The organism is Caballeronia sp. NCF2 (assembly GCF_023631205.1).
GTDB lineage: Bacteria > Pseudomonadota > Gammaproteobacteria > Burkholderiales > Burkholderiaceae > Caballeronia > Caballeronia zhejiangensis.
In genome coordinates, this window is the sequence record NZ_JALQDN010000001.1 from 402,900 (window position 1) to 426,718 (window position 23,819).

19 protein-coding genes are annotated in these 23,819 nt (G+C 62.9%); 18 read left to right on the forward strand and 1 reads right to left on the reverse strand.

Annotated elements, in window-relative coordinates:
• Positions 1-427 precede the first annotated feature (427 nt).
• The 18 genes from NCS02_RS01970 to NCS02_RS02055 all read left to right on the forward strand — a co-directional run bounded on the left by NCS02_RS01970 (position 428) and on the right by NCS02_RS02055 (position 22,880).
• Entirely contained in the window at positions 428-4,522 is a 4,095-nt protein-coding gene (locus NCS02_RS01970; RefSeq protein ID WP_034470575.1) for a DUF3683 domain-containing protein, read from the forward strand.
• Positions 4,523-4,558: 36 nt separating this feature from the next.
• Positions 4,559-4,993, forward strand: a complete 435-nt coding sequence (locus NCS02_RS01975) for an HIT family protein (RefSeq protein ID WP_008351633.1) — start codon at positions 4,559-4,561, stop codon at positions 4,991-4,993.
• A gap of 9 nt (positions 4,994-5,002) precedes the next feature.
• Positions 5,003-5,410: a gamma-butyrobetaine hydroxylase family protein gene (locus NCS02_RS01980; RefSeq protein ID WP_008351631.1), complete on the forward strand. Its 408-nt coding sequence runs from the start codon at positions 5,003-5,005 to the stop codon at positions 5,408-5,410.
• Positions 5,411-5,494: 84 nt separating this feature from the next.
• Positions 5,495-6,226, forward strand: coding sequence for a bifunctional demethylmenaquinone methyltransferase/2-methoxy-6-polyprenyl-1,4-benzoquinol methylase UbiE (gene ubiE / locus NCS02_RS01985; protein WP_008351628.1), 732 nt, complete (start codon positions 5,495-5,497; stop codon positions 6,224-6,226).
• A gap of 25 nt (positions 6,227-6,251) precedes the next feature.
• Positions 6,252-7,262 (forward strand): Tim44 domain-containing protein, encoded by a 1,011-nt coding sequence (locus NCS02_RS01990; RefSeq protein ID WP_008351625.1) that lies wholly within the window; start codon positions 6,252-6,254, stop codon positions 7,260-7,262.
• A gap of 125 nt (positions 7,263-7,387) precedes the next feature.
• Positions 7,388-8,092 carry a ubiquinone biosynthesis accessory factor UbiJ gene (locus tag NCS02_RS01995; protein WP_502799840.1) on the forward strand — a complete coding sequence of 235 codons (705 nt, stop codon included), beginning with the start codon at positions 7,388-7,390 and terminating at the stop codon, positions 8,090-8,092.
• A 22-nt stretch (positions 8,093-8,114) separates the two neighbouring features.
• Positions 8,115-9,686 (forward strand): ubiquinone biosynthesis regulatory protein kinase UbiB, encoded by a 1,572-nt coding sequence (ubiB, locus tag NCS02_RS02000; protein WP_008351622.1) that lies wholly within the window; start codon positions 8,115-8,117, stop codon positions 9,684-9,686.
• A gap of 11 nt (positions 9,687-9,697) precedes the next feature.
• Entirely contained in the window at positions 9,698-10,315 is a 618-nt protein-coding gene (locus NCS02_RS02005) for a methyltransferase (RefSeq protein ID WP_250519295.1), read from the forward strand.
• A 149-nt stretch (positions 10,316-10,464) separates the two neighbouring features.
• Positions 10,465-10,836, forward strand: a complete 372-nt coding sequence (locus NCS02_RS02010) for an FmdB family zinc ribbon protein (protein WP_008351617.1) — start codon at positions 10,465-10,467, stop codon at positions 10,834-10,836.
• A gap of 134 nt (positions 10,837-10,970) precedes the next feature.
• Positions 10,971-11,633, forward strand: coding sequence for a DUF502 domain-containing protein (locus NCS02_RS02015; RefSeq protein ID WP_008351614.1), 663 nt, complete (start codon positions 10,971-10,973; stop codon positions 11,631-11,633).
• 91 nt (positions 11,634-11,724) lie between these two features.
• Positions 11,725-13,527 (forward strand): aspartate--tRNA ligase, encoded by a 1,803-nt coding sequence (gene aspS, locus NCS02_RS02020; protein WP_008351612.1) that lies wholly within the window; start codon positions 11,725-11,727, stop codon positions 13,525-13,527.
• Between the two features lie 109 nt (positions 13,528-13,636).
• Positions 13,637-14,113 carry a dihydroneopterin triphosphate diphosphatase gene (nudB, locus tag NCS02_RS02025; RefSeq protein WP_008351611.1) on the forward strand — a complete coding sequence of 159 codons (477 nt, stop codon included), beginning with the start codon at positions 13,637-13,639 and terminating at the stop codon, positions 14,111-14,113.
• Positions 14,110-15,399: a phospholipase D-like domain-containing protein gene (locus tag NCS02_RS02030; RefSeq protein WP_034470584.1), complete on the forward strand. Its 1,290-nt coding sequence runs from the start codon at positions 14,110-14,112 to the stop codon at positions 15,397-15,399. Before nudB ends, NCS02_RS02030 begins: the two co-directional genes overlap by 4 nt.
• Before the next feature lie 272 nt (positions 15,400-15,671).
• On the forward strand, positions 15,672-16,346 hold the full coding sequence (locus NCS02_RS02035) for a TetR/AcrR family transcriptional regulator (RefSeq protein WP_008351607.1): 675 nt from the start codon (positions 15,672-15,674) through the stop codon (positions 16,344-16,346).
• A 69-nt stretch (positions 16,347-16,415) separates the two neighbouring features.
• Complete coding sequence (locus NCS02_RS02040) at positions 16,416-18,203, forward strand: acyl-CoA dehydrogenase C-terminal domain-containing protein (RefSeq protein WP_250519296.1); 1,788 nt, start codon at positions 16,416-16,418, stop codon at positions 18,201-18,203.
• Between the two features lie 221 nt (positions 18,204-18,424).
• Positions 18,425-20,845, forward strand: coding sequence for a 3-hydroxyacyl-CoA dehydrogenase/enoyl-CoA hydratase family protein (locus NCS02_RS02045; protein ID WP_350029925.1), 2,421 nt, complete (start codon positions 18,425-18,427; stop codon positions 20,843-20,845).
• Positions 20,846-20,860: 15 nt separating this feature from the next.
• Positions 20,861-22,060: an acetyl-CoA C-acyltransferase gene (locus NCS02_RS02050; RefSeq protein WP_034470589.1), complete on the forward strand. Its 1,200-nt coding sequence runs from the start codon at positions 20,861-20,863 to the stop codon at positions 22,058-22,060.
• A 55-nt stretch (positions 22,061-22,115) separates the two neighbouring features.
• The gene (locus NCS02_RS02055) at positions 22,116-22,880 is read left to right on the forward strand and encodes an enoyl-CoA hydratase (RefSeq protein WP_250519298.1); all 765 of its coding nucleotides are present in this window, start codon (positions 22,116-22,118) and stop codon (positions 22,878-22,880) included.
• Positions 22,881-22,904: 24 nt separating this feature from the next.
• Here NCS02_RS02055 and fdhD read toward each other — a convergent pair whose 3' ends face one another.
• Positions 22,905-23,732, reverse strand: a complete 828-nt coding sequence (fdhD, locus tag NCS02_RS02060) for a formate dehydrogenase accessory sulfurtransferase FdhD (protein WP_250519299.1) — start codon at positions 23,730-23,732, stop codon at positions 22,905-22,907.
• Positions 23,733-23,819 lie beyond the last annotated feature (87 nt).

Below are 23,819 nucleotides of genomic sequence, written 5' to 3' on the forward strand. Positions count from 1 at the left end.
ATCCGCGCGCGTTCCGGGCGCGCCGTGTGCTTCGACCGTCCGGACGGTCGTGTAAAAAAGCGTCGAAAATGACATGAACGCGTCGCGAATCCGCACGCAAAAGCCCCTTCTCGCTGCTAGCGCCCGCAAACGCGCGTTTGCCCGATGGGTTAGAATTTCCTTTTACGAATCAGCAATCAGGATCGGCAGATGCACCGGCAGCTTCGGATCGATTTTCTGGCGCATGTTTCCCGCGAGTCGCATCCCGCGGCGGAAAGGCATGCGCGCCACGCGCGATCGTGGCGTTGATCCAGGGCACACCGAAGGCGCTGTGACGAGCCCGGCGGCCTTCGCCAAGAGAAGTTTCATTCGAAAATTTGCGCCCCCACGCGCATCGCCGGCATTTCCGCTTTTCTAGCGCGAGCGCCGGCACACCGAACCGTCGAACATGAACGCACCTCAAGCCTTCGATCCGAACGGCGCCCATGCCGCCTTGGCGCTCGATATCGAGCCGCGTCTCCGCGAAATTCCCTATAACTACACGTCGTTTTCCGATCGTGAAATCGTCATGCGGCTCCTCGGCGACGAAGCCTGGGCCGTGCTCGACGAACTGCGCAACGAGCGCCGCACCGGCCGTTCGGCGCGCATGCTGTACGAAGTGCTCGGCGACATCTGGGTCGTGCGGCGCAATCCGTATCTGCAGGATGACCTGCTCGACAATCCGAAACGCCGGGCGCTGCTCGTCGAAGCGCTGAATCACCGTCTCGCCGAAATCGAAAAGCGCCGCAGCGCCGATCTCACCGCGCATAGCGACGAAGCCGGCAGCCGCGAACGCGCCGAGCGCGTGCAGTTGCTGGTCGCCGCCGCGCGCCGCGCCGTCGATGATTTCGCCGCCGAGTTCGGCCGCATGGCCGACTTGCGCCGCCGCGCGTCGCGTGTTCTGGGCAAGGAAACGCAGAAGGACAACATCAAGTTCGACGGCCTGTCGCGCGTCGCGCACGTCACCGATGCAACCGACTGGCGCGTCGAATACCCGTTCGTCGTGCTGACGCCGGACACCGAAGCCGAAATCGCCGGACTCATCAAGGCGTGCTTCGAACTCGGGCTCACCGTTATTCCGCGCGGCGGCGGCACCGGCTACACCGGCGGCGCGATTCCGCTCACGCCGTTTTCGGCGGTCATCAACACGGAAAAGCTGGAACAGCTCGGTCCCGTCGAAATGACGGATCTGCCGGGCGTCGATCACAAGGTCGCGACGATTTTCTCCGGCGCGGGCGTGGTCACGCGGCGCGTCACCGAAGCGGCGGAGCAGGCGGGCTTCGTGTTCGCCGTCGATCCGACTTCGCTCGATGCGTCGTGCGTCGGCGGCAATGTCGCGATGAACGCGGGCGGCAAGAAGGCGGTGTTGTGGGGCACGGCGCTCGACAACCTCGCGTGGTGGCGCATGGTCGATCCGGAAGGCAACTGGCTCGAAGTCACGCGTCTCGATCACAACTGCGGCAAGATTCACGACGTCGAAGTGGCGCGTTTCCGGCTCGACTGGTTCGACGGCAATCGTCCGCCGGGCGAGAAGCTGCTGCGCACCGAAAGCCTCGACATCGCCGGGCGCACGTTCCGCAAGGAAGGGCTCGGCAAGGACGTCACCGATAAATTCCTCGCCGGGCTGCCCGGCGTGCAGAAGGAAGGCTGCGACGGTCTCATTACGTCCGCGCGCTGGATTTTGCACAAGATGCCCGCGCATACGCGCACCGTCTGCCTCGAATTCTTCGGCCAGGCGCGCGATGCGATTCCGAGCATCGTCGAAATCAAGGACTATCTGTTCGAGACGTCGAAGCAGGGCGGCGCGATCCTCGCCGGCCTCGAACATCTCGACGAACGCTATCTGCGCGCGGTCGGCTACGCGACCAAGAGCAAGCGCAACGCGTTTCCGAAGATGGTGCTGATCGGCGATATCGTCGGCAATGACGCCGATGCCGTCGCCGCCGCCACATCGGAAGTCGTGCGCATGGCGAACGGCAAGAGCGGCGAAGGCTTCGTCGCGGTGAACGCCGAGGCGCGCAAGCGTTTCTGGCTCGACCGCTCGCGCACGGCCGCCATCGCGAAGCACACGAACGCGTTCAAGATCAACGAAGACGTCGTGATTCCGCTCAATCGCATGGGCGAGTACACGGACGGCATCGAGCGCATCAACATCGAGTTGTCGCTGAAGAACAAGCTGCAACTCGTCGACGCGCTCGAAGCGTTCTTCCGCAACGGCAAGCTGCCGCTCGGCAAGTCCGACGACGCGAACGAAATTCCGAGCGCCGAACTGCTCGAAGACCGCGTGCAGCAGGCGCTCGATCTGCTGAAGCGCGTGCGTGAGCGCTGGACGTTCGTCGGCGACAAGCTCGACATGTCCTTGCGCGAGGCGCAGCACTATCTCGTCAATCTGGGCTACGAAGCGCTCGCGGAAAAGTTCGCGGATCGCGTCGACATTCAGCCTGACGCCAACGTGTTCCATGTCGCGCAGGACCGTACGGTGCGCGTGTCGTGGAAGCAGGAAATCCGCGCGGAACTGCGCCAGATCTTCAACGGCGGCGAGTTCAAGCCGATCCTCGACGAAGCGCAGGCCATCCACAAGCAAGTGCTGCGCGGGCGCGTCTTCGTCGCGCTGCACATGCATGCGGGCGATGGCAACGTGCACACGAACATTCCCGTCAACTCCGACAACTACGCGATGCTGCAGGACGCGCATCACGCGGTCGCGCGCATCATGAAGCTCGCGCGTTCGCTGGACGGCGTGATCTCGGGCGAGCACGGCATCGGCATCACGAAGCTGGAATTCCTGACCGAAGACGAAATCGGCGATTTCCGCGCGTACAAGCAGCGCGTCGATCCGCATGGCCGCTTCAACAAGGGCAAGCTGTTCGACGGCGCCGATCTGCGCAACGCCTACACGCCGTCGTTCGGGCTGATGGGCTACGAGTCGATCATCATGCAGCAGTCGGATATCGGCGCGATTTCCGAGTCGATCAAGGACTGCCTGCGCTGCGGCAAGTGCAAGCCGGTCTGCGCGACGCACGTGCCGCGCGCGAACCTGCTCTACAGCCCGCGCAACAAGATTCTCGCGACGTCGCTGCTCGTCGAAGCGTTCCTGTACGAAGAGCAGACGCGCCGCGGCGTGTCGATCAAGCACTGGGACGAGTTCAACGACGTCGCCGATCACTGCACGGTCTGTCACAAGTGCGTGACGCCGTGTCCGGTGAAGATCGATTTCGGCGACGTGTCGATGAACATGCGCAATCTGCTGCGCAAGATGGGCAAGAAGAAGTTCAACGCCGGCAACGCGGCGGGCATGTTCTTCCTGAACGCGACCAATCCGCAGACCATCAATCTCGCGCGCAACGTGATGATGGACTTCGGCTACAAGGCGCAGCGTTTCGGCAACGATGTGCTGAAGAAGATCGTCAAGAAGCAGACGGCGCAGCCGCCCGCGACGGTCGGCAAGCCGCCGGTCGTGACGCAGGTGATCCACTTCGTCAACAAGAAGATGCCGGGCAATTTGCCGAAGAAGACGGCGCGCGCGCTGCTGGATATCGAGGACAACAAGATCGTTCCGATCATCCGCAATCCGCAGACGACCACCGTCGATTCGGAAGCCGTGTTCTATTTCCCCGGCTGCGGCTCGGAACGTCTCTTCTCGCAAGTCGGGCTCGCGACGCAAGCGATGTTGTGGGAAGCGGGCGTGCAGACCGTGCTGCCGCCGGGCTATCTGTGCTGCGGCTATCCGCAGCGCGGTTCCGGCCAGTACGACAAGGCCGAGAAGATCGTCACCGACAATCGCGTGCTGTTCCATCGCGTCGCGAATACGCTGAACTATCTCGATATCAAGACCGTGGTCGTGTCGTGCGGAACGTGCTACGACCAGCTCGCGGGCTATGAATTCGAGAAGATCTTCCCGGGCTGCCGGATCATCGACATTCACGAGTTCCTGCTCGAGAAGAACATGAAGCTCGACGGCGTGACCGGCACGCGCTACATGTATCACGATCCGTGTCACTCGCCGATCAAGACGATGGACCCGGTCAAGCTCGTCAACGATCTGATGGGTTCGCAGAACGACGGCTACAAGATCGAGAAGAACGATCGATGCTGCGGCGAATCGGGCACGCTGGCGGTCACGCGTCCGGACATCTCGACGCAAGTGCGCTTCCGCAAGGAAGAAGAGATTCGCAAGGGCGCGGCCAAGTTGCGCGGCATTCCGCTCGTCGCGGAAGCGGGCTCGAACGCGATCAATCCGATGAACGCGTCTGCGGGCTCGGCCGGCGCGGCGCCCGGTTCGGTGCTCTCCGCAGGCGATGGCGCGCAGACCAACGGCACGGACGTGAAAATCCTGACCAGCTGCCCGTCGTGCCTGCAAGGTCTGTCGCGCTACAACGAGGACGCCAACGTCGAGGCGGACTATATCGTCGTGGAAATGGCGCGCAAGGTGCTCGGCGAAAACTGGATGGAACAGTACGTCGAACGCGCGAACAATGGCGGTATCGAGCGCGTGCTGGTGTAATAGCGAAATCGAGGTTTGATTCGCTAGAGGTATGAGATGGACTGTGTGTTTTGCCGTGAAGACGGCGGCGAAGTGCTGTGGTCGGACGACACGTTGCGCGTCGTCCTTGCCGATGAGCCCGACTGGCCGGGCTTGTGTCGCGTGATCTGGGGCGCGCACGTCGCCGAAATGTCCGATTTGCCGGATGCCGACCGCGTGCGCGTGATGACCGCCGTCAACGGCGTCGAGCGCGCGATGCGCCGCGTGCTCGTGCCGGAAAAGATCAATCTGGCAAGTCTCGGCAATCAGGTGCCGCACGTCCACTGGCACGTCATTCCACGCTTTTCCAACGATTCCCGCTTTCCTCTGCCGATCTGGGCGCCGCGCCAGCGCACGGTGTCCGAATCGCAGCTATCGAAGCGCCGCGCGCAGGCCACGCTTTTGCGCGAACAGGTGCGCAACGAGCTGAACCAGGCCTTCGGCCATCAATAAGACGAGATCATGAGCGGACTCACTTCCACGACGCCGATTCCCACCGGCGTCGTCGTGCATTCGAAATCGCGCGTGCTGGAGCTGCAATACGGCGACGAGTCGTATCGCGTGCCGTTCGAGCTTCTGCGCGTCTATTCGCCGTCCGCCGAAGTGCAGGGCCACGGCCCCGGACAGGAAACGCTGCAGACGGGCAAGCGCGAGGTGACGATCATCGGCGTCGATCCGGTCGGGCACTATGCGCTGCAACTCAATTTTTCGGACGGTCACAATACCGGCATCTATTCCTGGGACATCCTGCACGACCTGGCGACGCGTCAGGACGAACTGTGGCGCGAGTATCTGGCGAAGCTGGAAGCCGCCGGCGTGGACCGAGACGCGCCGATGGCCGCAAAACCATCCGGCGGACACTGTCACTGAGCAATAGGGCTGCGGCATAACGCCGCGTAGCCGGCGCGAGTTTTGCGCAGACATAGAACGAACAACAGGCGAGGAAAACGCGCGATGAGCAAGACCCACTTCGGATACGAAACGGTCGAAGAGCAGGACAAGGCGAAGAAAGTGGCGGGCGTGTTTCATTCCGTCGCGGGCAACTACGACTTGATGAACGACCTGATGTCCGGCGGACTGCATCGGATCTGGAAACACTTCACGATCGGGCAGGCCAAGGTGCGGCCGGGCTACAAGGTGCTGGACATCGCCGGCGGCACGGGCGATCTCGCGATGGCGTTTGCCAAGCAGGCCGGCGAGACCGGCGAAGTCTGGCACACGGACATCAACGAATCGATGCTGCGCGTAGGCCGCGACCGGCTGATCGACAAAGGCGTGCTGACGCCCGCGCTGCTCTGCGACGCCGAAAAGATTCCGTTCCCGGCCAATTATTTCAATGTGGTTACAGTTGCCTTCGGTCTTCGTAACATGACGCACAAGGATCGCGCGTTGGCCGAAATGACGCGCGTGCTGAAACCCGGTGGAAAGCTGCTCGTGCTGGAATTTTCGAAAGTATGGGAGCCGCTAAAGAAGCCGTACGATGTCTACAGTTTCAAGATTTTGCCGTGGCTTGGCGAAAAAGTGGCCAAAGATGCGGATAGCTATCGGTACTTGGCCGAGTCCATCCGCATGCACCCGGACCAGGAAACTCTCAAAACAATGATGGAACAAGCGGGCCTGGATCGAGTCGAATATTACAATTTGTCAGGTGGCGTGGTAGCGTTACACGTCGGGACCAAATTTTGATGTTCCACTCTCTTAAGGATTCGATATGTTCGATTCGCGCAAACCCCAATCCCGGGGTTTCCTGAACCTCTTCTTCAGGAAGGCCGGAATCTTGGCGCTGGCTGGCGTTATTGCGGCCGGCGCAATCTTCGCGGAAACGGCGGAAGCCAAGCGCATGGGCGGCGGCCGCAGCATGGGCCGTCAGTCGGCCACGGCAACGCAGCAGCATCAGGCGACGCCGCCTTCGCAGTCTCAATCGATGCAGCAGAACAACGCAGCGCAGGCACAACGCGCGCCGGCCGCGCCGGCCGCACCCGCCGCGGCGCAACCCGCGCGCAATCGCTGGCTCGGGCCGATCGCCGGTCTCGCGGCGGGTCTCGGCATCGCGGCGCTCCTGTCGCACTTCGGGCTGGGCGAGGCGTTCGCCGGCGCGATGGCCAACATGATCATGATCGCGTTGATCGTGCTGGCGGCCGTCATGCTGTTCCGCTTCATCATGCGCAAGCGTCAGGGCAACAACACGCCGGCATACGCGGGTGCCGGATCTGCTTCGGGTTCGCCGTACGGCGCGGCCGCGCGCCAGAGCCTGAATCAGGAACCGCCGCAAATGCCGCAGCAGCCGACCGGTTTCGGTGCCAACTACATCGAATCGCCGGCGACGCAAGCGGTCGCGAATCCCAACGTGCCGGCGGGCTTCGACACCGAAGCATTCGTGCGTAACGCGAAGGTCTACTTCGTGCGTTTGCAGGACGCGTGGGATCGCGGCAACGTCAACGACATCCGCGAGTTCACGACGCCCGAGATGTTCGCCGAGGTGAAACTCGACGTCGACGCACGCGGCAGCGCGCCGAACCGTACCGACGTGGTTCAGCTCAACGCCGATGTGCTCGGTGTCGAGGACCGCGCGTCCGAGTATCTCGCGAGCGTGCGCTTCCACGGCCTGATCCGCGAGTCGGAAGGGGCGGCGGCGGAACCGTTCGTCGAGGTCTGGAACCTGTCGAAGCAGAAGTCGGGCAACGAAGGCTGGCTGCTGGCGGGCATTCAGCAGGTCAGTTGAGCTTGACCATGCCCTTGGCCGAATGGCCAGGGCGCCGGCAACCGTCGGTGTGATGGCCGGTTGCGAAGGTAGAATAGAAACCCGCGCGAGAAGTGTCCCGCGCGGGTTTTTTCATCTCACAGCCGATGACGAACGCAGACGAATCCGCCCGTCCCGCAGCAAATCCCGCCTTGAAGACCGCGTCCAGTGGATTCGCGGCCGCCGTGAACCATCTGCTCGTGCGCGAGCCCTGGGCGCTCGAGCGGCTCAAGCCTTATGCAGGCAAGCGCGTGAAGCTGTCGTGCGGGCCGGTTTCGATCGCGCTCGTCGTGCAGCCGGACGGTCTCTTCGCGGCAACCACGGAAGCGGAAGCGGGCGCATTCGACGTGACGATCGCCGTGCCGCTCGACGCGCTGCCCGCGTTCCTGCAAGGCGGCCAGGCGGCGGTGATGAAACACGTTCGCATCGAGGGCGACGCCGAATTCGCGACGACGCTCGCCAAGCTGGCCGAACATCTGCGCTGGGATCCGGAAGAGGAACTGGCGCGCGTAATCGGCGACGCGCCCGCGCATCGCGTTGGCATCATCGCGCGGGCGGTGCAGGAGCAGGCGCAGCGCACCGGGCGCAATCTTCTTGACACCTTCACCGAGTATTTCCTCGACGAGCGCCCGCAACTCGTGCGCAAGAGCGCGCTCGACGCATTCAATGCCGAGCTTTCGAAAGCGCGCGATGCACTGGCGCGCGTCGAAAAGCGCATCGAAAGAATCGAACGGCAAACCGAACAATCCCGGCCGGCGAGCGGCGCCTCAGCGCGATCCGGCGGCGAGTCTGTGCGCGACTCGCACGAATAACGAGCTGAAGCAAATTCGAACCATGCGTTTTCTGCGTTTCCTCAAGATTTTTTTCACGATCGTCCGATTCGGTCTCGATGAGCTGGTGATGAGCGGCATCGACGATCGTCGCGTGCGCTACCTCATGCGTATCACGACGTTCGGCCGCAGGTTCGACGTCGAGCGCGGCATCCGCTTGCGGCTCGCGCTGGAAAGCCTCGGGCCCATCTTCGTGAAGTTCGGGCAAGTGCTGTCGACGCGGCGCGATCTTCTGCCCGTCGATGTCGCCGACGAGCTCGCCAAGCTTCAGGATCAGGTGCCGCCGTTCGATTCGGCGGTGGCCGTGTCGATCATCGAGAAATCGCTCGGTGCGCCCATCGACGAATTGTTCGACGATTTCGAGCGCGTGCCGGTGGCGAGCGCGTCGATCGCGCAGGTGCATTTCGCGAAGATCAGGAACGGCGAGCACGCGGGAAAGGCCGTCGCGGTGAAGGTGTTGCGCCCGGGCATGCTGCCCGTGATCGACTCCGACCTCGCCCTGCTGCGCGACATCGCGACGTGGGCCGAGCGCCTCTGGGCGGACGGCCGGCGTCTGAAACCGCGCGAAGTGGTCGCGGAGTTCGACAAATATCTGCACGACGAGCTCGATCTGATGCGCGAGGCCGCCAACGGCAGCCAGTTGCGCCGCAATTTCCAGGGGCTCGATCTGCTGCTCGTGCCGGAGATGTACTGGGACTTGTCCGCGCCGACGGTGCTCGTCATGGAGCGCATGGTCGGCGTGCCGATCAGCCAGGTGGAGACCTTGCGCGCCGCGGGCGTCGATATTCCCAAGCTGGCGCGCGAAGGCGTCGAGATTTTCTTCACACAAGTGTTCCGCGACGGCTTCTTTCACGCCGACATGCATCCCGGCAACATTCAGGTGAGCCTCGATCCGGCGACGTTCGGGCGCTATATCGCGCTGGATTTCGGCATCGTCGGGGCGCTTTCGGACTTCGACAAGAACTACCTCGCGCAGAACTTCCTCGCCTTCTTCAAGCGCGACTATCACCGCGTCGCGACGCTGCACCTCGAATCCGGCTGGGTGCCGCCGAGCACGCGCGTCGAGGAACTGGAAAGCGCGATCCGCGCGGTCTGCGAGCCCTATTTCGATCGCGCGCTGAAGGACATTTCGCTCGGGCAGGTGCTGATGCGCCTTTTCTCGACGTCGCGACGCTTCAATGTCGAGATTCAGCCTCAACTCGTGCTTCTGCAAAAGACGATGCTCAACGTCGAAGGACTCGGGCGCTCGCTCGATCCGGAGCTGGATCTGTGGAAAACGGCCAAGCCGTATCTCGAGCGCTGGATGAACGAGCAGATCGGCTGGCGCGGCTGGTACGAGCGGCTTCAAATGGAAGCGCCGCAGTGGAGCAAGACGATTCCGCAGCTGCCGCGGTTGATTCACCATATTCTGGCGGAGCGCCACGACGCGCCGAAAAGCGGCAGCGACGAACTGATGCGAATGCTCCTTGCGGAGCAGAAGCGCACGAACCGCCTGCTCGTCGCGGTGCTCGTTGCCGGTGTCGTCGCGATGGCGGGCGCGGGCTTCGTAATCGCGCAGTTCTGGCTCCATCCCTGAGGGCGCGCAGCATGAGCGATCCGACGAACTCAAACGTTCCCGATTTCGAAAACCGCGATCCGAACTCTCCGGGTTTCTGGGATGAACGTTTCGGTCAGCACTTCACGCCGTGGGATCAGGCCGGCGTTCCGGAGAGGTTCAAGAGTTTCGTCGCGTCGCGCAGTGCGCAGAGTGTGCTGATTCCGGGCTGTGGCAGCGCGTACGAAGCGCTCCATCTTGCCGAACGCGGCTGGCCGGTCCGCGCAATCGACTTCTCGCCGGCCGCTGTCGAGGCGGCGCGCGCGCAACTCGGCGCGCATGCGGGCGTCGTCGAAGAGGCGGATTTTTTTGCGTATGTGCCGCCGTTTTCGCCGGATTGGATCTACGAGCGCGCGTTTCTCTGCGCGCTGCCGAAGACCCGCTGGCAGGATTACGCCAGCCGGATGGCGGCGTTGCTTGCGCCCGGCGCGCTGCTGGCGGGCTTCTTTTTCATCGGAGCGACGCCGAAAGGGCCGCCTTTCGGAATCGAGCGCGCCGAACTGGATGCACTGCTGTCGCCGCACTTCGAATTGATCGAAGACCGCGAGGTGAGCCACTCGATACCCGTATTCGCCGGCCGCGAGCGCTGGATGACGTGGCGGCGAATCTGAGCCAGCCGGCTTGAAATTCGCCGCCGACGCCCTGAAATATTGCGCGGTTAATCTTGCGCCCGCGGTCCCGAAAATGGCGGGCCAATATCGGTTTGCGGCTATAATTCAAGGCTTTGCAAGCGTCGACAGATCATTGTAGGAAGAGTGCCATGCCGATTTACGCGTACCGTTGCGCCGACTGCGGCCACGAAAAAGACGTGCTTCAGAAACTGAGCGATGCGCCGCTCACGCAGTGTCCCGCCTGCGGGAAGGACACTTTTTCGAAGCAGGTGACTGCCGCCGGATTCCAGTTGAAGGGTTCAGGCTGGTATGTCACCGACTTCCGTGGCGGAAACAGCAATGCCGGCAACAAGAGCAACGCGGCCGCGTCTGACGCATCGGCGGCGAAATCGGACGATGCCGCTTCGGCCGGTTCCGGCAACTCGAATTCGAGCGATAGCGCGACGCCGGCGAGCACGCCATCATCCTCGGATGCCGCCAAACCCGCCGCGGGCGCGTCCGCGTCGTCGAGCGCCGCCTGAGCGCCAGACGGCCGGCGCGGCCGGCCACATGCCGCGCCGATGACCTCGTAGACCGCGCTCAGCCGAGCGCGACCCGCCTGCCAAGCCGAATCTCCGACGCACTCGAGAGCCGGCGCAGCCTTCGCCCCGTGTAAATGACCACGAAAAAGACTACGCTGAAAACCGTGTTCCTCACCGGCCTGCTCGTGCTGGTGCCGCTCGCCATCACCTTGTGGGTGCTCGGGCTCGTGATCGGAACGATGGACCAGACGCTGCTTCTGCTGCCGCAATCGTGGCAGCCCGAGCGGATCGTCGGTTTTCATCTGCCGGGCGTGGGCGCGGTGCTGACGCTTGCGTTCATTTTCATCGTCGGGCTGTTGACGCAGAACTTCGTCGGCCAGAAGCTCGTGAAATGGTGGGACGCCATCCTTCGTCACATTCCGGTCGTCGGCCCGTTGTACACGAGCGTGAAACAGGTGTCGGACACGTTGCTGTCTTCGAGCGGCAACGCGTTTCGCAAGGCGCTCCTGATCGAGTATCCGCGCAAAGGCTCGTACACCATCGGATTTCTCACGGGCATTCCGGGCGGCGACGTGCTGAATCATCTCGATGAAGAGCACGTGAGCGTCTATGTGCCGACGACGCCGAACCCGACGTCCGGCTTCTTCCTGATGATGCCGAAAAGCGAAGTCGTCGAACTGGACATGACCGTCGACGCCGCACTGAAGTACATCGTCTCGATGGGCGTGGTGGCCCCTTCGCCGAGCGCACCGACACCGGTCGCGCCAGCCCGCCGCCCCACCGAGCCGCCGATGTAATGCCGGCGCGCGCGCAGCGAGAGTCAGCCGCGAGAGAGCATGACCCGAGCGCGCGAGCCGTTGATTAACGAACAACGAAAGACACAACATCATGTCGATGCGATCTGAATACTGCGGTCTGGTGACCGAGGCCCGACTGGGCGAAACCGTCTCGCTGTGCGGCTGGGTGCATCGCCGGCGCGATCACGGCGGCGTTATCTTCATCGACTTGCGCGACCGCGAAGGCCTCGTTCAAGTCGTCTGCGACCCGGACCGCGCCGAGATGTTCAAGGTGGCCGAAGGCGTGCGCAACGAGTTCTGCGTGCAGGTGAAGGGCGTCGTGCGCAACCGTCCGGAAGGCACCGTCAATGCGAACCTCACGAGCGGCAAGATCGAAGTGCTATGCCACGAACTCGTGGTGCTGAACGCATCGGTGACGCCGCCGTTCCAGCTCGACGACGACAACCTGTCGGAGACCACGCGCCTCACGCATCGCGTGCTCGACCTGCGCCGTCCGCAGATGCAGAAGAATCTGCGCCTGCGCTATCGCGTCGCGATGGAAGTGCGCAAGTATCTCGACGCGCAGGGCTTCATCGACATCGAAACGCCGATGCTGACCAAGAGCACACCGGAAGGCGCGCGCGACTACCTCGTGCCGTCGCGCGTGAACGCGGGTCAGTTCTTCGCGCTGCCGCAGTCGCCGCAATTGTTCAAGCAATTGTTGATGGTCGCGAACTTCGACCGTTACTACCAGATCACCAAGTGCTTCCGCGACGAAGACCTGCGCGCCGACCGTCAGCCGGAATTCACGCAGATCGACTGCGAAACCTCGTTCCTCACCGAGCAGGAAATCCGCGATCTGTTCGAGAACATGATCCGCCACGTCTTCAAGGAGACGATGGAAGTCGCGCTGCCCGAGAAATTCCCGGTCATGCTGTACTCGGAAGCGATGCGCCGCTTCGGCTCCGACAAGCCGGATCTGCGCGTGAAGCTCGAATTCGCCGACCTGACGGATGCCGTGAAGGACGTCGACTTCAAGGTGTTCAGCATGCCGGCCAACTCGAAGGACGGCCGCGTCGCGGCGCTGCGCGTGCCGAAGGGCGGCGAGTTGTCGCGCGGCGACATCGACGGCTACACGGAATTCGTGCGCATCTACGGTGCGAAGGGGCTCGCGTGGATCAAGGTCAACGACAAGACCAAGGGCCGCGACGGCCTGCAAAGCCCGATCGTCAAGAATCTGCATGACGCGGCGCTCGCGGCGATCATGGAGCGCACGGCGGCGGAAGACGGCGACATCATCTTCTTCGCGGCGGATCGCGCGAAGGTCGTGAACGACAGCCTCGGCGCGCTGCGTCTCAAGATCGGTCATTCGGAATTCGGCAAGGCGAACGGCCTGCTGGAAACCGGCTGGAAGCCGCTCTGGGTCATCGACTTCCCGATGTTCGAGTACGACGAGGAAGAGAACCGCTACGTGGCCGCGCATCACCCGTTCACGAGCCCGAAGGACGAGCACCTCGAGTATCTGGAAACGGACCCGGGCCGCTGCCTTGCGAAGGCGTACGACATGGTGCTGAACGGCTGGGAAATCGGCGGCGGTTCCGTGCGTATCTTCCAGGAAGACGTGCAGAGCAAGGTGTTCCGCGCGCTGAAGATCGGCGCTGAAGAAGCCCGCCTGAAGTTTGGCTTTTTGCTCGACGCGCTGCAGTACGGCGCGCCGCCGCATGGCGGCATCGCGTTCGGTCTGGACCGCATCGTCACGCTGATGTCCGGCGCCGATTCGATCCGCGACACGATCGCGTTCCCGAAGACGCAGCGCGCGCAGGATCTGCTCACGCAGGCCCCGAGCGAAGTGGACGAGCGCCAGTTGCGCGAGTTGCACATCCGTCTGCGTCAGCCGGAGCAGAAAGCGCAATAAGCAGCTTTCGTTGTCGATGTGATGAAAAAGGCGCCGGGTGCGCCTTTTTCGTTTTTTGCGTTACAGTCTTTGGGCATAAACAGATAAAGAAACGCGCGTTCAAAAGCTCATGCAGAAGCCGCCCAAAATTCCCGAATCCGTCCTCGTCGTCATTCATACGCCCGAGCTCGACGTGCTCATCATCGAACGCGCGGATCACAAGGGCTTCTGGCAATCGGTGACGGGCTCGAAGGATCACATCGACGAGCCGCTCATCGAGACCGCCGCGCGCGAGGTGCAGGAAGAGACGGGCATCGTGATAGGCAGCGCGCTCGTGCCCGAGAACGCGCTGCTCGACTGGCATCACAGCATTCAGTACGAGATTTATCCGCAATGGCGGCATCGCTACGCGGAAGGGATCATGCGCAACACTGAGCATCAGTTCAGCCTGCTCGTGCCACATTGTCTCGAAGTGACGCTCGCGCCGCGCGAACACACCGCGCATCTCTGGCTGCCGTTTCGCGAGGCCGCCGACCGATGCTTCTCGTGGTCGAACCGGGAAGCGATCCTGCAATTGCCCGAGCGCCTCGCGGCGCATAACCGATGATCGGACTGCGTCCCCGGCGCAGTTTCAAGCGGCTGCGCCAGGCGCTGTTCTCCGGCCGCCGGCCGCCGCGCTTATGCTTCACGACGGGCAATCACGTCAGGCTCTTCAAAGGTGGCGTGCAGTTCTTTCCGGCGTTGATCGAGCGGATCGACAACGCGCGCAAATCGGTGTCGCTCGAAACCTACATCTTCGCCAACGACGACATCGGTCGCGCCGTCTCCGATGCGCTCGTGCGCGCCGCCGAGCGCGGCGTCACGGTGCGCGTGATCACGGATGGCATCGGCACGGAAAGCAATCTGCCGATGTTCGAGCTCTGGAAGGCGCGCGGCGTCGAGCATCGCATCTATAACCCGCATCTGCTGTTCGGTCCGCAAGGCTGGTCGCGCACGCATCGCAAGCTCGCGCTGATCGACGAAACCTTTGCGTTCTGCGGCGGCATCAATATCGTCGACGACTACGACCAGAACGGCACGCGTCTGGAGCGTCCGCGCTGGGATTTCGCGATGGAGGCGCAAGGCCCCGTCGTCAAGGACGTGCGCGAAGCGTTCGATCTCCAATGGCAGCGCATCCGGCTCGGCGTGAAGCCGCGTCAGCCGTCGCAGCCGGGTTGTGAAACGCAAGAGAGCGATCGCGCGCCCGGCCGATGGAACGCCCGTCGCGCCATGCTGGCACGCCGGCGCGCGCGTCTCGGCGAGATTCACGCGGTCGATCGCCCGTGCGTCGCGTTCGTCGCGCGCGACAATCTGCTCAACCGGCGCGCGATCGAAAAGGCGTATCTGCGGGCGATCGCGAACGCCGAGAGCGAAGTCCTGCTGGCGAATCCTTACTTCATGCCGGGTCGCAAACTGCGGCGCGCGCTTGTCAACGCGGCGGAGCGCGGCGTGCGCGTGTCCCTCGTCATCGGTCGTAAGGAGTTCGTCGCGCTCGATTACGCGACGCCGTTTCTCTACGGCAATCTGCTCAAGCATGGCGTGAGGATCGCCGAGTATGAGAAGACGATGCTTCACGGCAAGGTCGCGGTAGTGGACGCGGACTGGGCGACCATCGGCTCATCCAATCTCGATGCGCTTTCGCTCGTGCTCAACAACGAGGCCAACATGGTGCTCGTCAATCATTCCGAGATCGCGGGGTTGCACGACGCCATTCTTCAGGCTTTTGACGAAGGCCGCCCCATCGATGAAAAACACTATGCGGCGCGGCCCGTTACGGAGCGCACGCTTAATTGGCTGGCTTATAACACGTACCGGTTGATGATGAAGGTGATCACCATCGGGCAGTACGATTAACCTGCCTTTTAGCAGCGATTGCGCAAAAATACATACCGACAAGCAGCGCTGGAGAAGGCTTCCCACGAATCGGGAGATTCGGGCAGTCACTTACAGGCAGTCCGTACATAAAACGCGACAATGAACCCGGACATTGTTGAGATTTATCCTATAGACAAGGCTTGGCGTTTTAGAAATGCGTGTCTAAAAATCTGCTTGTATCACCAACGTTCGGCCATAATAATAGAACGGCCGTTCGATTTTACGGGTCACATAAGAACGGTAGGGACATCATGCGAAAAGGCGAACAGACGCGGGCCGCGATTCTCGACGCAGCGCTGGAGTTGGCAAGTCGGGACGGGCTGGAAGGGCTGACGATCGGCCTGTTGGCCGAACGGATGCAAATGAGCAAGAGCGGTGTGTTTGCGCATTTCGGGTCGCGCGAGGACTTGCAGGTGGAAGTGGTGCGCGAGTACCACAGGCGCTTCGAAGATGAGGTGTTCTTTCCGAGCCTGCGTGAGGTGCGAGGCCTGCCGCGATTGCGCGCGATGATGAATCGCTGGATGGAGAAACGCATCCAGGAAGTGACCACGGGTTGTATCTATATCAGCGGAGCGGTGGAGTACGACGACCGCGCCGCGAGCGCCGTGCGCGAGCAGCTCGTGCATAGCGTGAGCATGTGGCGCGAGGCGCTGCTGCGCGCGATCCGCCAGTCGAAGGACGAAGGGCATCTGAAGGCGGAAACCGATCCGCATCTGATGCTGTTCGAGCTGTACAGCTTTACGCTCGGCCTGCATCACGACGCGCGCTTCCTGCATCTGCCGGAAGCCGTGCAACTGACGCGGGACGCGCTGGAAAAGACGATTCAGTCGTATCAGACGTCGAGTGCGGGCGCGAATGGAAGCGTTGCGCAGCCGACTCCGATCCCGGCCACGAATCTGACATCGCAACAGACCGACAGCCGTTAGCGGCGCCGTTCGAATCGACAAAGGGTTCGGCGGCGCGCAACCAGACGCTTGAAGAAACTGGAGAGACTCATGGGACAGTACGCCGCCCCCCTTCGCGACATGCAGTTCGTGCTGCACGAAGTGCTGAACGTGGAAGCCGAATTGAAGAGCATGCCGAAGCATGCCGACCTCGACGCCGACACCATCAATCAGGTGCTCGAGGAAGCCGGGAAGTTCTGCTCCGAAGTCGTGTTCCCGCTCAATCAGAGCGGCGACCGCGAAGGCTGCACTTACGGGGGCGATGGCGTCGTGAAGACGCCTGCCGGCTTCAAGGAAGCTTATCGGCAGTACATCGATGCAGGCTGGCCCGCGCTCGGATGCGATCCCGAGTACGGCGGCCAGGGCTTGCCCGCGTTCGTGAACAACGCGCTCTACGAAATGCTCAACTCGGCGAATCAGGCCTGGACGATGTATCCGGGCCTGTCGCACGGCGCCTACGAATGCCTGCATGCGCACGGCACGCCGGAGCAGAAGTCGACGTATCTCTCGAAGCTCGTCTCGGGCGAGTGGACCGGCACCATGTGCCTCACGGAACCGCATTGCGGAACGGACCTCGGCATTCTGCGCACGAAGGCCGAGCCGAATACCGACGGCTCGTACGCGCTCACCGGCACGAAGATCTTCGTTTCGAGCGGCGAGCACGACATGGCCGAGAACATCGTTCATCTGGTGCTCGCGCGTCTGCCCGGCGCGCCGATGGGCACCAAGGGCATCTCGCTTTTCATCGTGCCGAAGTTCGTACCGGACACGAACGGTGCGGTCGGTGCGCGCAACGACATCAAGTGCGGCTCGATCGAGCACAAGATGGGCATTCACGGCAACGCGACCTGCGTGATGAACCTCGACGGCGCGAAGGGCTGGCTCGTCGGCGAGTCGAACAAGGGCTTGAACGCGATGTTCGTGATGATGAACGCCGCGCGTCTGGGCGTTGGCATGCAGGGTCTCGGGCTGACTGAAGTCGCGTATCAGAACTCGCTCGTGTACGCGAAAGAGCGTCTGCAGATGCGCTCGCTGACCGGCCCGAAGGCGCCGGAGAAGGCCGCCGATCCGATCATCGTGCATCCGGATGTGCGTCGCATGCTGCTCACGCAGAAGGCCTATGCCGAGGCGGGCCGCGCGTTCACGTACTGGGCGGCGTTGAATATCGACAAGGAACTGTCGCATGCGGATGAAGCCGTGCGCGCCGAAGCCGCCGATTTTGTCGCGCTGCTGACGCCGGTCATCAAGGCTTTCCTGACCGATAACGCGTTCGAAGGCACGAACATGGCGATGCAGATCTACGGCGGACATGGCTTCATCTCCGAATGGGGCATGGAGCAATACGTCCGCGATGCGCGCATCAACATGATCTACGAGGGCACGAATTCCATTCAGGCGCTGGACCTGCTGGGCCGCAAGATTCTCGGCGACATGGGCGCGAAGCTGAAGCGCTTCGGCAAGCTGGTTGCGGACTTCGTCGAGCAGGAAGGCGTGAAGCCGGAGATGCAGGAGTTCATCAATCCGCTCGCGGATATCGGCGAGAAGGTGCAGAAGCTCACGATGGAGATCGGCATGAAGGCCATGCAGAATCCCGATGAGGTCGGGGCTGCTGCTGTGCCCTATCTGCGCACTGTCGGGCATCTCGTGTTTTCTTATTTCTGGGCGCGGATGGCGAGGGTTGCGCTCGATCGTGCCTCTGGCGGTGATGCTTTCTATAAGGCCAAGCTGGCCACCGCGCGGTTCTATTTCGCCAAGCTGCTGCCTGAGACCGCTTCTACGATTCGCGCTGCTCGGGCCGGTGCCAAGCCTATGATGGATTACGACGAAGCGTTGTTTTGATGTTTTTGCTTTCGCTTCTGCTTTCGCTTTCGGGTGATCCCGTTTTCGTGTCGGTCTATTAGCGTTGCCCCTGTGCGGGGCGGCAGTGCTAATGGACCGACGCGAAAACAGGATTGCACGAAGGCGGAAGCGAACCCGAGCGAAAGCGAAAGCGAACAAAAAAGCGAAAGCCGCAGCAAGACGAAACCCCAAACATTCACGAACCCCGGAGTGACCCCACCGTGAACGTCAAAAAAGTCGCCGTGCTCGGCGCGGGCGTGATGGGCGCGCAGATCGCCGCCCATCTGATCAATGCCCGCGTCCCGGTCATGCTCTTCGACCTTCCGGCCAAGGAAGGCCCGAAGAACGCCATTGCGCTGAAGGCCATCGAGAACCTCAAGAAGCTGTCGCCCGCCCCGTTCGGCGTGAAAGACGACGCTCAGTACATCGAACCCGCGAACTACGACGACGACATCGAGAAACTGAAAGAATGCGATCTCGTGATCGAAGCCATCGCCGAGCGCATGGACTGGAAGCACGATCTCTACAAGAAGGTCGCACCGCACATCGCGCCGCACGCGATCTTCGCGAGCAACACGTCGGGCCTGTCGATCACGGAGCTGTCGAACGGCTTCTCCGATGAACTCAAATCGCGCTTCTGCGGCGTGCACTTCTTCAATCCGCCGCGCTACATGCATCTGGTCGAGCTGATCCCGACCGCATCCACGAAGCCCGAGATCCTCGATCAACTCGAAACGTTCCTGACGAGCGTGATCGGCAAGGGCGTCGTGCGCGCAAAAGACACGCCGAACTTCATCGCGAATCGCGTCGGTGTGTTCTCGATTCTCGCGGTCATCGCCGAAGCCGAAAAGTTCGGCCTGCGCTTCGACGAAGTCGACGATCTCACCGGCTCGCGCCTCGGCCGCGCGAAGTCCGCGACGTTCCGCACAGCCGATGTCGTCGGTCTCGACACGATGGCGCACGTCATCAAGACGATGCAGGACAACCTGCCCGACGATCCGTTCTTCGCCGTCTACAAGACGCCGCCCGTGCTCGACGCGCTCGTCAAGAACGGCGCGTTCGGCCAGAAGACGGGCGCGGGTTTCTATCGCAAGGAAGGCAAGGCGATCAAGGTTCTCGATCCGAAGACGGCTTCTTATGTCGATGGCGGGGCGAAAGCCGACGAACTCATCGGCCGCATTCTGAAGCGTCCGCCAGCCGAGCGTTTCAAGCTCTTGCGCGAAACCGACAACAAGCAGGCGCAGTTCCTCTGGGCGATCTTCCGCGACGTGTTCCATTACATCGCGGTCCATCTGGAATCGATCGCGGACAACGCGCGCGACGTCGATCTCGCGATCCGCTGGGGCTTCGGCTGGAACCAGGGACCGTTCGAAAGCTGGCAAGCCGCGGGCTGGCAGCAGATCGCGAAGTGGGTCCAGGAAGACATCGATGCAGGCAAGGCGCTCTCGAACGCGCCGCTGCCCGCGTGGGTGCTCGATGGTCCCGTCGCCGAGAAGAACGGCGTGCACACGGACGAAGGTTCGTGGTCGCCCGCCGCGCGCCGTTTCGAGCCGCGCTCGACGCTGCCCGTGTACGAGAAGCAGGTGTTCCGCGCGCCGCTCGTCGGTGAGACGGGCGCCGATCCGAAGACCTACGGCAAGACGCTCTTCGAAACCGAAAACGTGCGCGCGTGGCTCGACGACGATCAAAGCGATGTCGTGATCGTGTCGTTCAAGTCGAAGATGAACACCATCGGTCCGGGCGTGATCGAGGGCCTCACGCAAGCCATCGAACTCGCGGAGAAGGAATACCGTGGCGTCGTGATCTGGCAGCCGACTTCGCTGCAACTCGGCGCGCCGGGCGGTCCGTTCTCGGCGGGCGCGAATCTCGAAGAAGCGATGCCCGCGTTCATGATGGGCGGCGCGAAGGGCATCGAGCCGTTCGTGAAAAAGTTCCAGCAAGGCATGATGCGCGTGAAATACGCGAACGTGCCGGTCGTGTCGGCGGTTTCGGGCATTGCGCTCGGCGGCGGTTGCGAGCTGCTGCTGCATTCGGCGAAGCGCGTTGCGCATGTCGAGAGTTATATCGGTCTCGTCGAAGTGGGCGTCGGTCTCGTGCCGGCGGGCGGCGGTCTCAAGGAAGCGGCACTGCGCGCGGCGGAAGCGGCGAGCGCCGTCAACGCGACCAGCGATCTGCTCAAGTTCCTGCAGAAGTCCTTCGAAAACGCGGCGATGGCGAAAGTGTCGTCCTCCGCATTCGATGCCCGCGCGATGGGCTATCTGAAGCCGTCCGACACGATCGTCTTCAACGTGCACGAACTGCTCGACATCGCGAAGAAGGAAGCGCGCGCATTGAGCGCATCGGGCTATCGTCCGCCGTTGCGCGTGAAGCAGGTGCCGGTCGCGGGCCGCTCGGCGATCTCGACGATCAAGGCGTCGCTCGTCAACATGCGCGACGGGCGCTTCATCAGCGATCACGACTATCTGATCGCGAGCCGTATCGCCGAAGCCGTGTGCGGCGGCGATGTCGAAGCGGGCAGTCTCGTCGACGAAGAATGGCTGCTGGCGCTGGAGCGCCGCGCGTTCGTCGAGCTGCTCGGCACGCAAAAGACGCAAGAGCGAATCATGGGCATGTTGCAGACCGGCAAGCCGGTGCGTAACTAAGCGGAGCTGCATAAGATGAGCAAACAACTTCAAGACGCATACATCGTCGCCGCGAGCCGCACGCCGATCGGCAAGGCGCCGCGCGGCGTGTTCAGGAACACGCGCCCGGACGAGCTGCTCGTCCACGCGATCAGGTCGGCCGTCGCGCAGGTGCCGGGGCTCGATACGAACGTGATCGAGGACGCGATCGTCGGCTGCGCGATTCCCGAGGCCGAGCAAGGACTGAACGTCGCGCGCATGGGCGCGTTGCTCGCGGGCTTGCCGAACACCGTCGGCGGCGTCACGGTGAACCGCTTCTGCGCGTCGGGCCTGACGGCGCTCGCGATGGCGGCGGACCGCATCCGCGTCGGCGAAGCCGATGCGATGATCGCCGGCGGCTGCGAGTCGATGAGCATGGTGCCGATGATGGGCAACAAGCCTTCGCTGTCGCCGCATATCTTCGATCGCAACGAAGATGTCGGCATCGCGTACGGCATGGGGCTGACGGCGGAGCGCGTCGCGGAACGCTGGAAGGTGAGCCGCGAGGCGCAGGACGCGTTCGCCGCGGAGTCGCATCGCAAGGCGTTGGCCGCGCAGCAAGCGGGCGAATTCGCCGATGAAATCGCCGCATACACGTTGAACGAGCGCTTCCCCGATCTCGCATCGGGCGAAGTTCGCGTGAACGCGCGCGAGATCGCGCTCGACGAAGGTCCGCGCGCGGATACGTCGGTCGAAGGTCTCGCGAAGCTGCGTCCCGTGTTCGCGAACAAAGGCTCGGTGACGGCGGGCAACAGCTCGCAGACGTCGGACGGCGCCGGCGCGCTGATCGTCGTGTCGGAAAAGATCCTGAAGCAGTTCAACCTCACGCCGCTCGCGCGCTTCGTGAGCTTCGCGGTGCGCGGCGTGCCGCCCGAGATCATGGGCATCGGGCCGAAGGAAGCGATTCCGGCCGCGTTGAAGGCGGCGGGCCTGAAGCAGGACGATCTCGACTGGATCGAGCTGAACGAAGCGTTCGCGGCGCAGGCGCTCGCGGTGATCGGCGATCTCGGACTCGATACGTCCAAGGTCAATCCGCTCGGCGGCGCGATCGCGCTCGGCCATCCGCTCGGCGCGACGGGCGCGATCCGCGCGTCGACGGTCGTGCACGGCCTGCGTCGCCGCAACCTGAAGTACGGCATGGTGACGATGTGCGTCGGCACCGGCATGGGCGCGGCGGGCATCATCGAGCGGCTTTGACGCAAACGGTCCGCGAGTGCCGAAAGCTCGCGGACCGACACGAAGGAGACAGCGGATGGAGATTCAGATCGAACGCGCGGACGGCGTGCTGAGCATCGTGCTCAATCGTCCGGAAAAGAAGAACGCGATCACCGCGGCGATGTATCAGGAAATGGCCGACGGCCTCTACGAAGCCGAGATGGACCCGACCGTGCGCGCGGTGCTGATCCGCGCGAACGGCACGACGTTCTCCGCCGGCAACGACCTCGATGACTTCCTGAACGATCCGCCGAAGGGACTCGACGCGCCCGTCTTCCAGTTCCTGCGGCGCATCGCCGGCTTTCCGAAGCCGATCGTCGCGGCGGTCGCGGGCACGGCGGTCGGCATCGGCACGACGATGCTCCTGCATTGCGACATCGTCTACGCGAGCCCGAACGCGAAGTTCTCGCTGCCGTTTTCGCAACTGGGGCTGTGTCCGGAAGCGGCGTCGAGCCTGCTGCTGCCGCGCACGGCGGGTTATCAGCGCGCGGCGGAAAAGCTCTTGCTGGGCGAAGCGTTCGACGTGAACGAAGCGATCGGCATGGGCTTCCTCAACGGCGCGATCGATGCCGCCGAACTCGACGCCTACGCGTTCGACAAGGCGAAGCGGCTCGCGCTCCTGCCGGCGTCGTCGCTGCGCGTGACCAAGTCGCTGATGAAAGGCGCGCACGCGCAGGAAGTGACCGCGCGCATGGAAGACGAAGCCGCGCATTTCTCGCGGATGCTCGTCGCGCCCGAAGCGCGCGAGGCGTTTCAGGCGTTCTTCGAGAAGCGCAAGCCGGACTTCAGTAAGTTCGAATAGCTCGGATAGTTCGAATAGCGCGCTTCACTCGACATCGTATTCGACGAAGCTGTTCTCGCGCGCGAAGCTGACGAGCCGCAGGCCCGCCTGCTTCGCGATCGAAATGGCGAGCGAGGTCGGCGCGGAAATCGTCGCGATCATCGGCACGCCGACGCGCGCCGATTTGCGCACGAGTTCATAGCTCGCGCGGCTCGACAGGAACACGAAACCTTGCGTCGTGTCCTCGCGGCGCAGGATCAACTGGCCGATGAGCTTGTCGAGCGCGTTATGCCGCCCGACGTCCTCGAAGGCGTAGCGCACCGCGCCGTTTTCGTCGCACCACGCGGCGGCGTGCAGACCGCCCGTCAGCTTCGTCAATTGCTGATGCGCGGGCAATTCGCGCGCGGCGCGTTCGATCGCATCGGACGCGAGACGATTCAGAAAGCCGGTCTCCGGCACGCGTTCCGGCTGAAGATCGAGCAAGTCGATGCTTTCGATGCCGCACACGCCGCATCCGGTGCGCCCGGCGAGCGCGCGCCGCTTGTCCTTCAGCGACGCGAAAGCCTGCTGCACGACCTGCAGATGCACTTCCGCATGCGGCAACGCGACGCCGTCATCCCGCAAATAAACCTCGATATCGTGGATATCGCTGCCGCGCTCAACTATGCCTTCCGTCATCGAAAAGCCCACTGCGAACGCTTCGAGATCGCGTGGCGTGCACATCATCACCGCGTGCGAAATGCCGTTGAAAACCAGCGCGACGGGCCATTCCTGACCGACGTTGTCAGCGGCGATCGCAACTTCGTTCTTGCGATGCCTGCGCACCTGGCGCTCGACGAAGCCGGGTTGGTCGTCGGTTTCGAGTTGTTCCACTTCAATGCTCCTGACCGCTCACTTCGAGTAAAGTCGGGTATGTGACTTGCTGCCAAAAGTTGCTGTCCGCACGCATCGCGACGCGAA

Excerpts from the sequence above, each read along its gene's own strand:
- NCS02_RS01970 (WP_034470575.1), top strand. The coding sequence starts at position 428 with ATGAACGCACCTCAAGCCTTCGATCCGAACGGCGCCCATGCCGCCTTG.
- NCS02_RS01975 (WP_008351633.1), top strand. The coding sequence starts at position 4,559 with ATGGACTGTGTGTTTTGCCGTGAAGACGGCGGCGAAGTGCTGTGGTCG.
- NCS02_RS01980 (WP_008351631.1), top strand. The coding sequence starts at position 5,003 with ATGAGCGGACTCACTTCCACGACGCCGATTCCCACCGGCGTCGTCGTG.
- ubiE (WP_008351628.1), top strand. The coding sequence starts at position 5,495 with ATGAGCAAGACCCACTTCGGATACGAAACGGTCGAAGAGCAGGACAAG.
- NCS02_RS01990 (WP_008351625.1), top strand. The coding sequence starts at position 6,252 with ATGTTCGATTCGCGCAAACCCCAATCCCGGGGTTTCCTGAACCTCTTC.
- NCS02_RS01995 (WP_502799840.1), top strand. The coding sequence starts at position 7,388 with ATGACGAACGCAGACGAATCCGCCCGTCCCGCAGCAAATCCCGCCTTG.
- ubiB (WP_008351622.1), top strand. The coding sequence starts at position 8,115 with ATGCGTTTTCTGCGTTTCCTCAAGATTTTTTTCACGATCGTCCGATTC.
- NCS02_RS02005 (WP_250519295.1), top strand. The coding sequence starts at position 9,698 with ATGAGCGATCCGACGAACTCAAACGTTCCCGATTTCGAAAACCGCGAT.
- NCS02_RS02010 (WP_008351617.1), top strand. The coding sequence starts at position 10,465 with ATGCCGATTTACGCGTACCGTTGCGCCGACTGCGGCCACGAAAAAGAC.
- NCS02_RS02015 (WP_008351614.1), top strand. The coding sequence starts at position 10,971 with ATGACCACGAAAAAGACTACGCTGAAAACCGTGTTCCTCACCGGCCTG.
- aspS (WP_008351612.1), top strand. The coding sequence starts at position 11,725 with ATGTCGATGCGATCTGAATACTGCGGTCTGGTGACCGAGGCCCGACTG.
- nudB (WP_008351611.1), top strand. The coding sequence starts at position 13,637 with ATGCAGAAGCCGCCCAAAATTCCCGAATCCGTCCTCGTCGTCATTCAT.
- NCS02_RS02030 (WP_034470584.1), top strand. The coding sequence starts at position 14,110 with ATGATCGGACTGCGTCCCCGGCGCAGTTTCAAGCGGCTGCGCCAGGCG.
- NCS02_RS02035 (WP_008351607.1), top strand. The coding sequence starts at position 15,672 with ATGCGAAAAGGCGAACAGACGCGGGCCGCGATTCTCGACGCAGCGCTG.
- NCS02_RS02040 (WP_250519296.1), top strand. The coding sequence starts at position 16,416 with ATGGGACAGTACGCCGCCCCCCTTCGCGACATGCAGTTCGTGCTGCAC.
- NCS02_RS02050 (WP_034470589.1), top strand. The coding sequence starts at position 20,861 with ATGAGCAAACAACTTCAAGACGCATACATCGTCGCCGCGAGCCGCACG.
- NCS02_RS02055 (WP_250519298.1), top strand. The coding sequence starts at position 22,116 with ATGGAGATTCAGATCGAACGCGCGGACGGCGTGCTGAGCATCGTGCTC.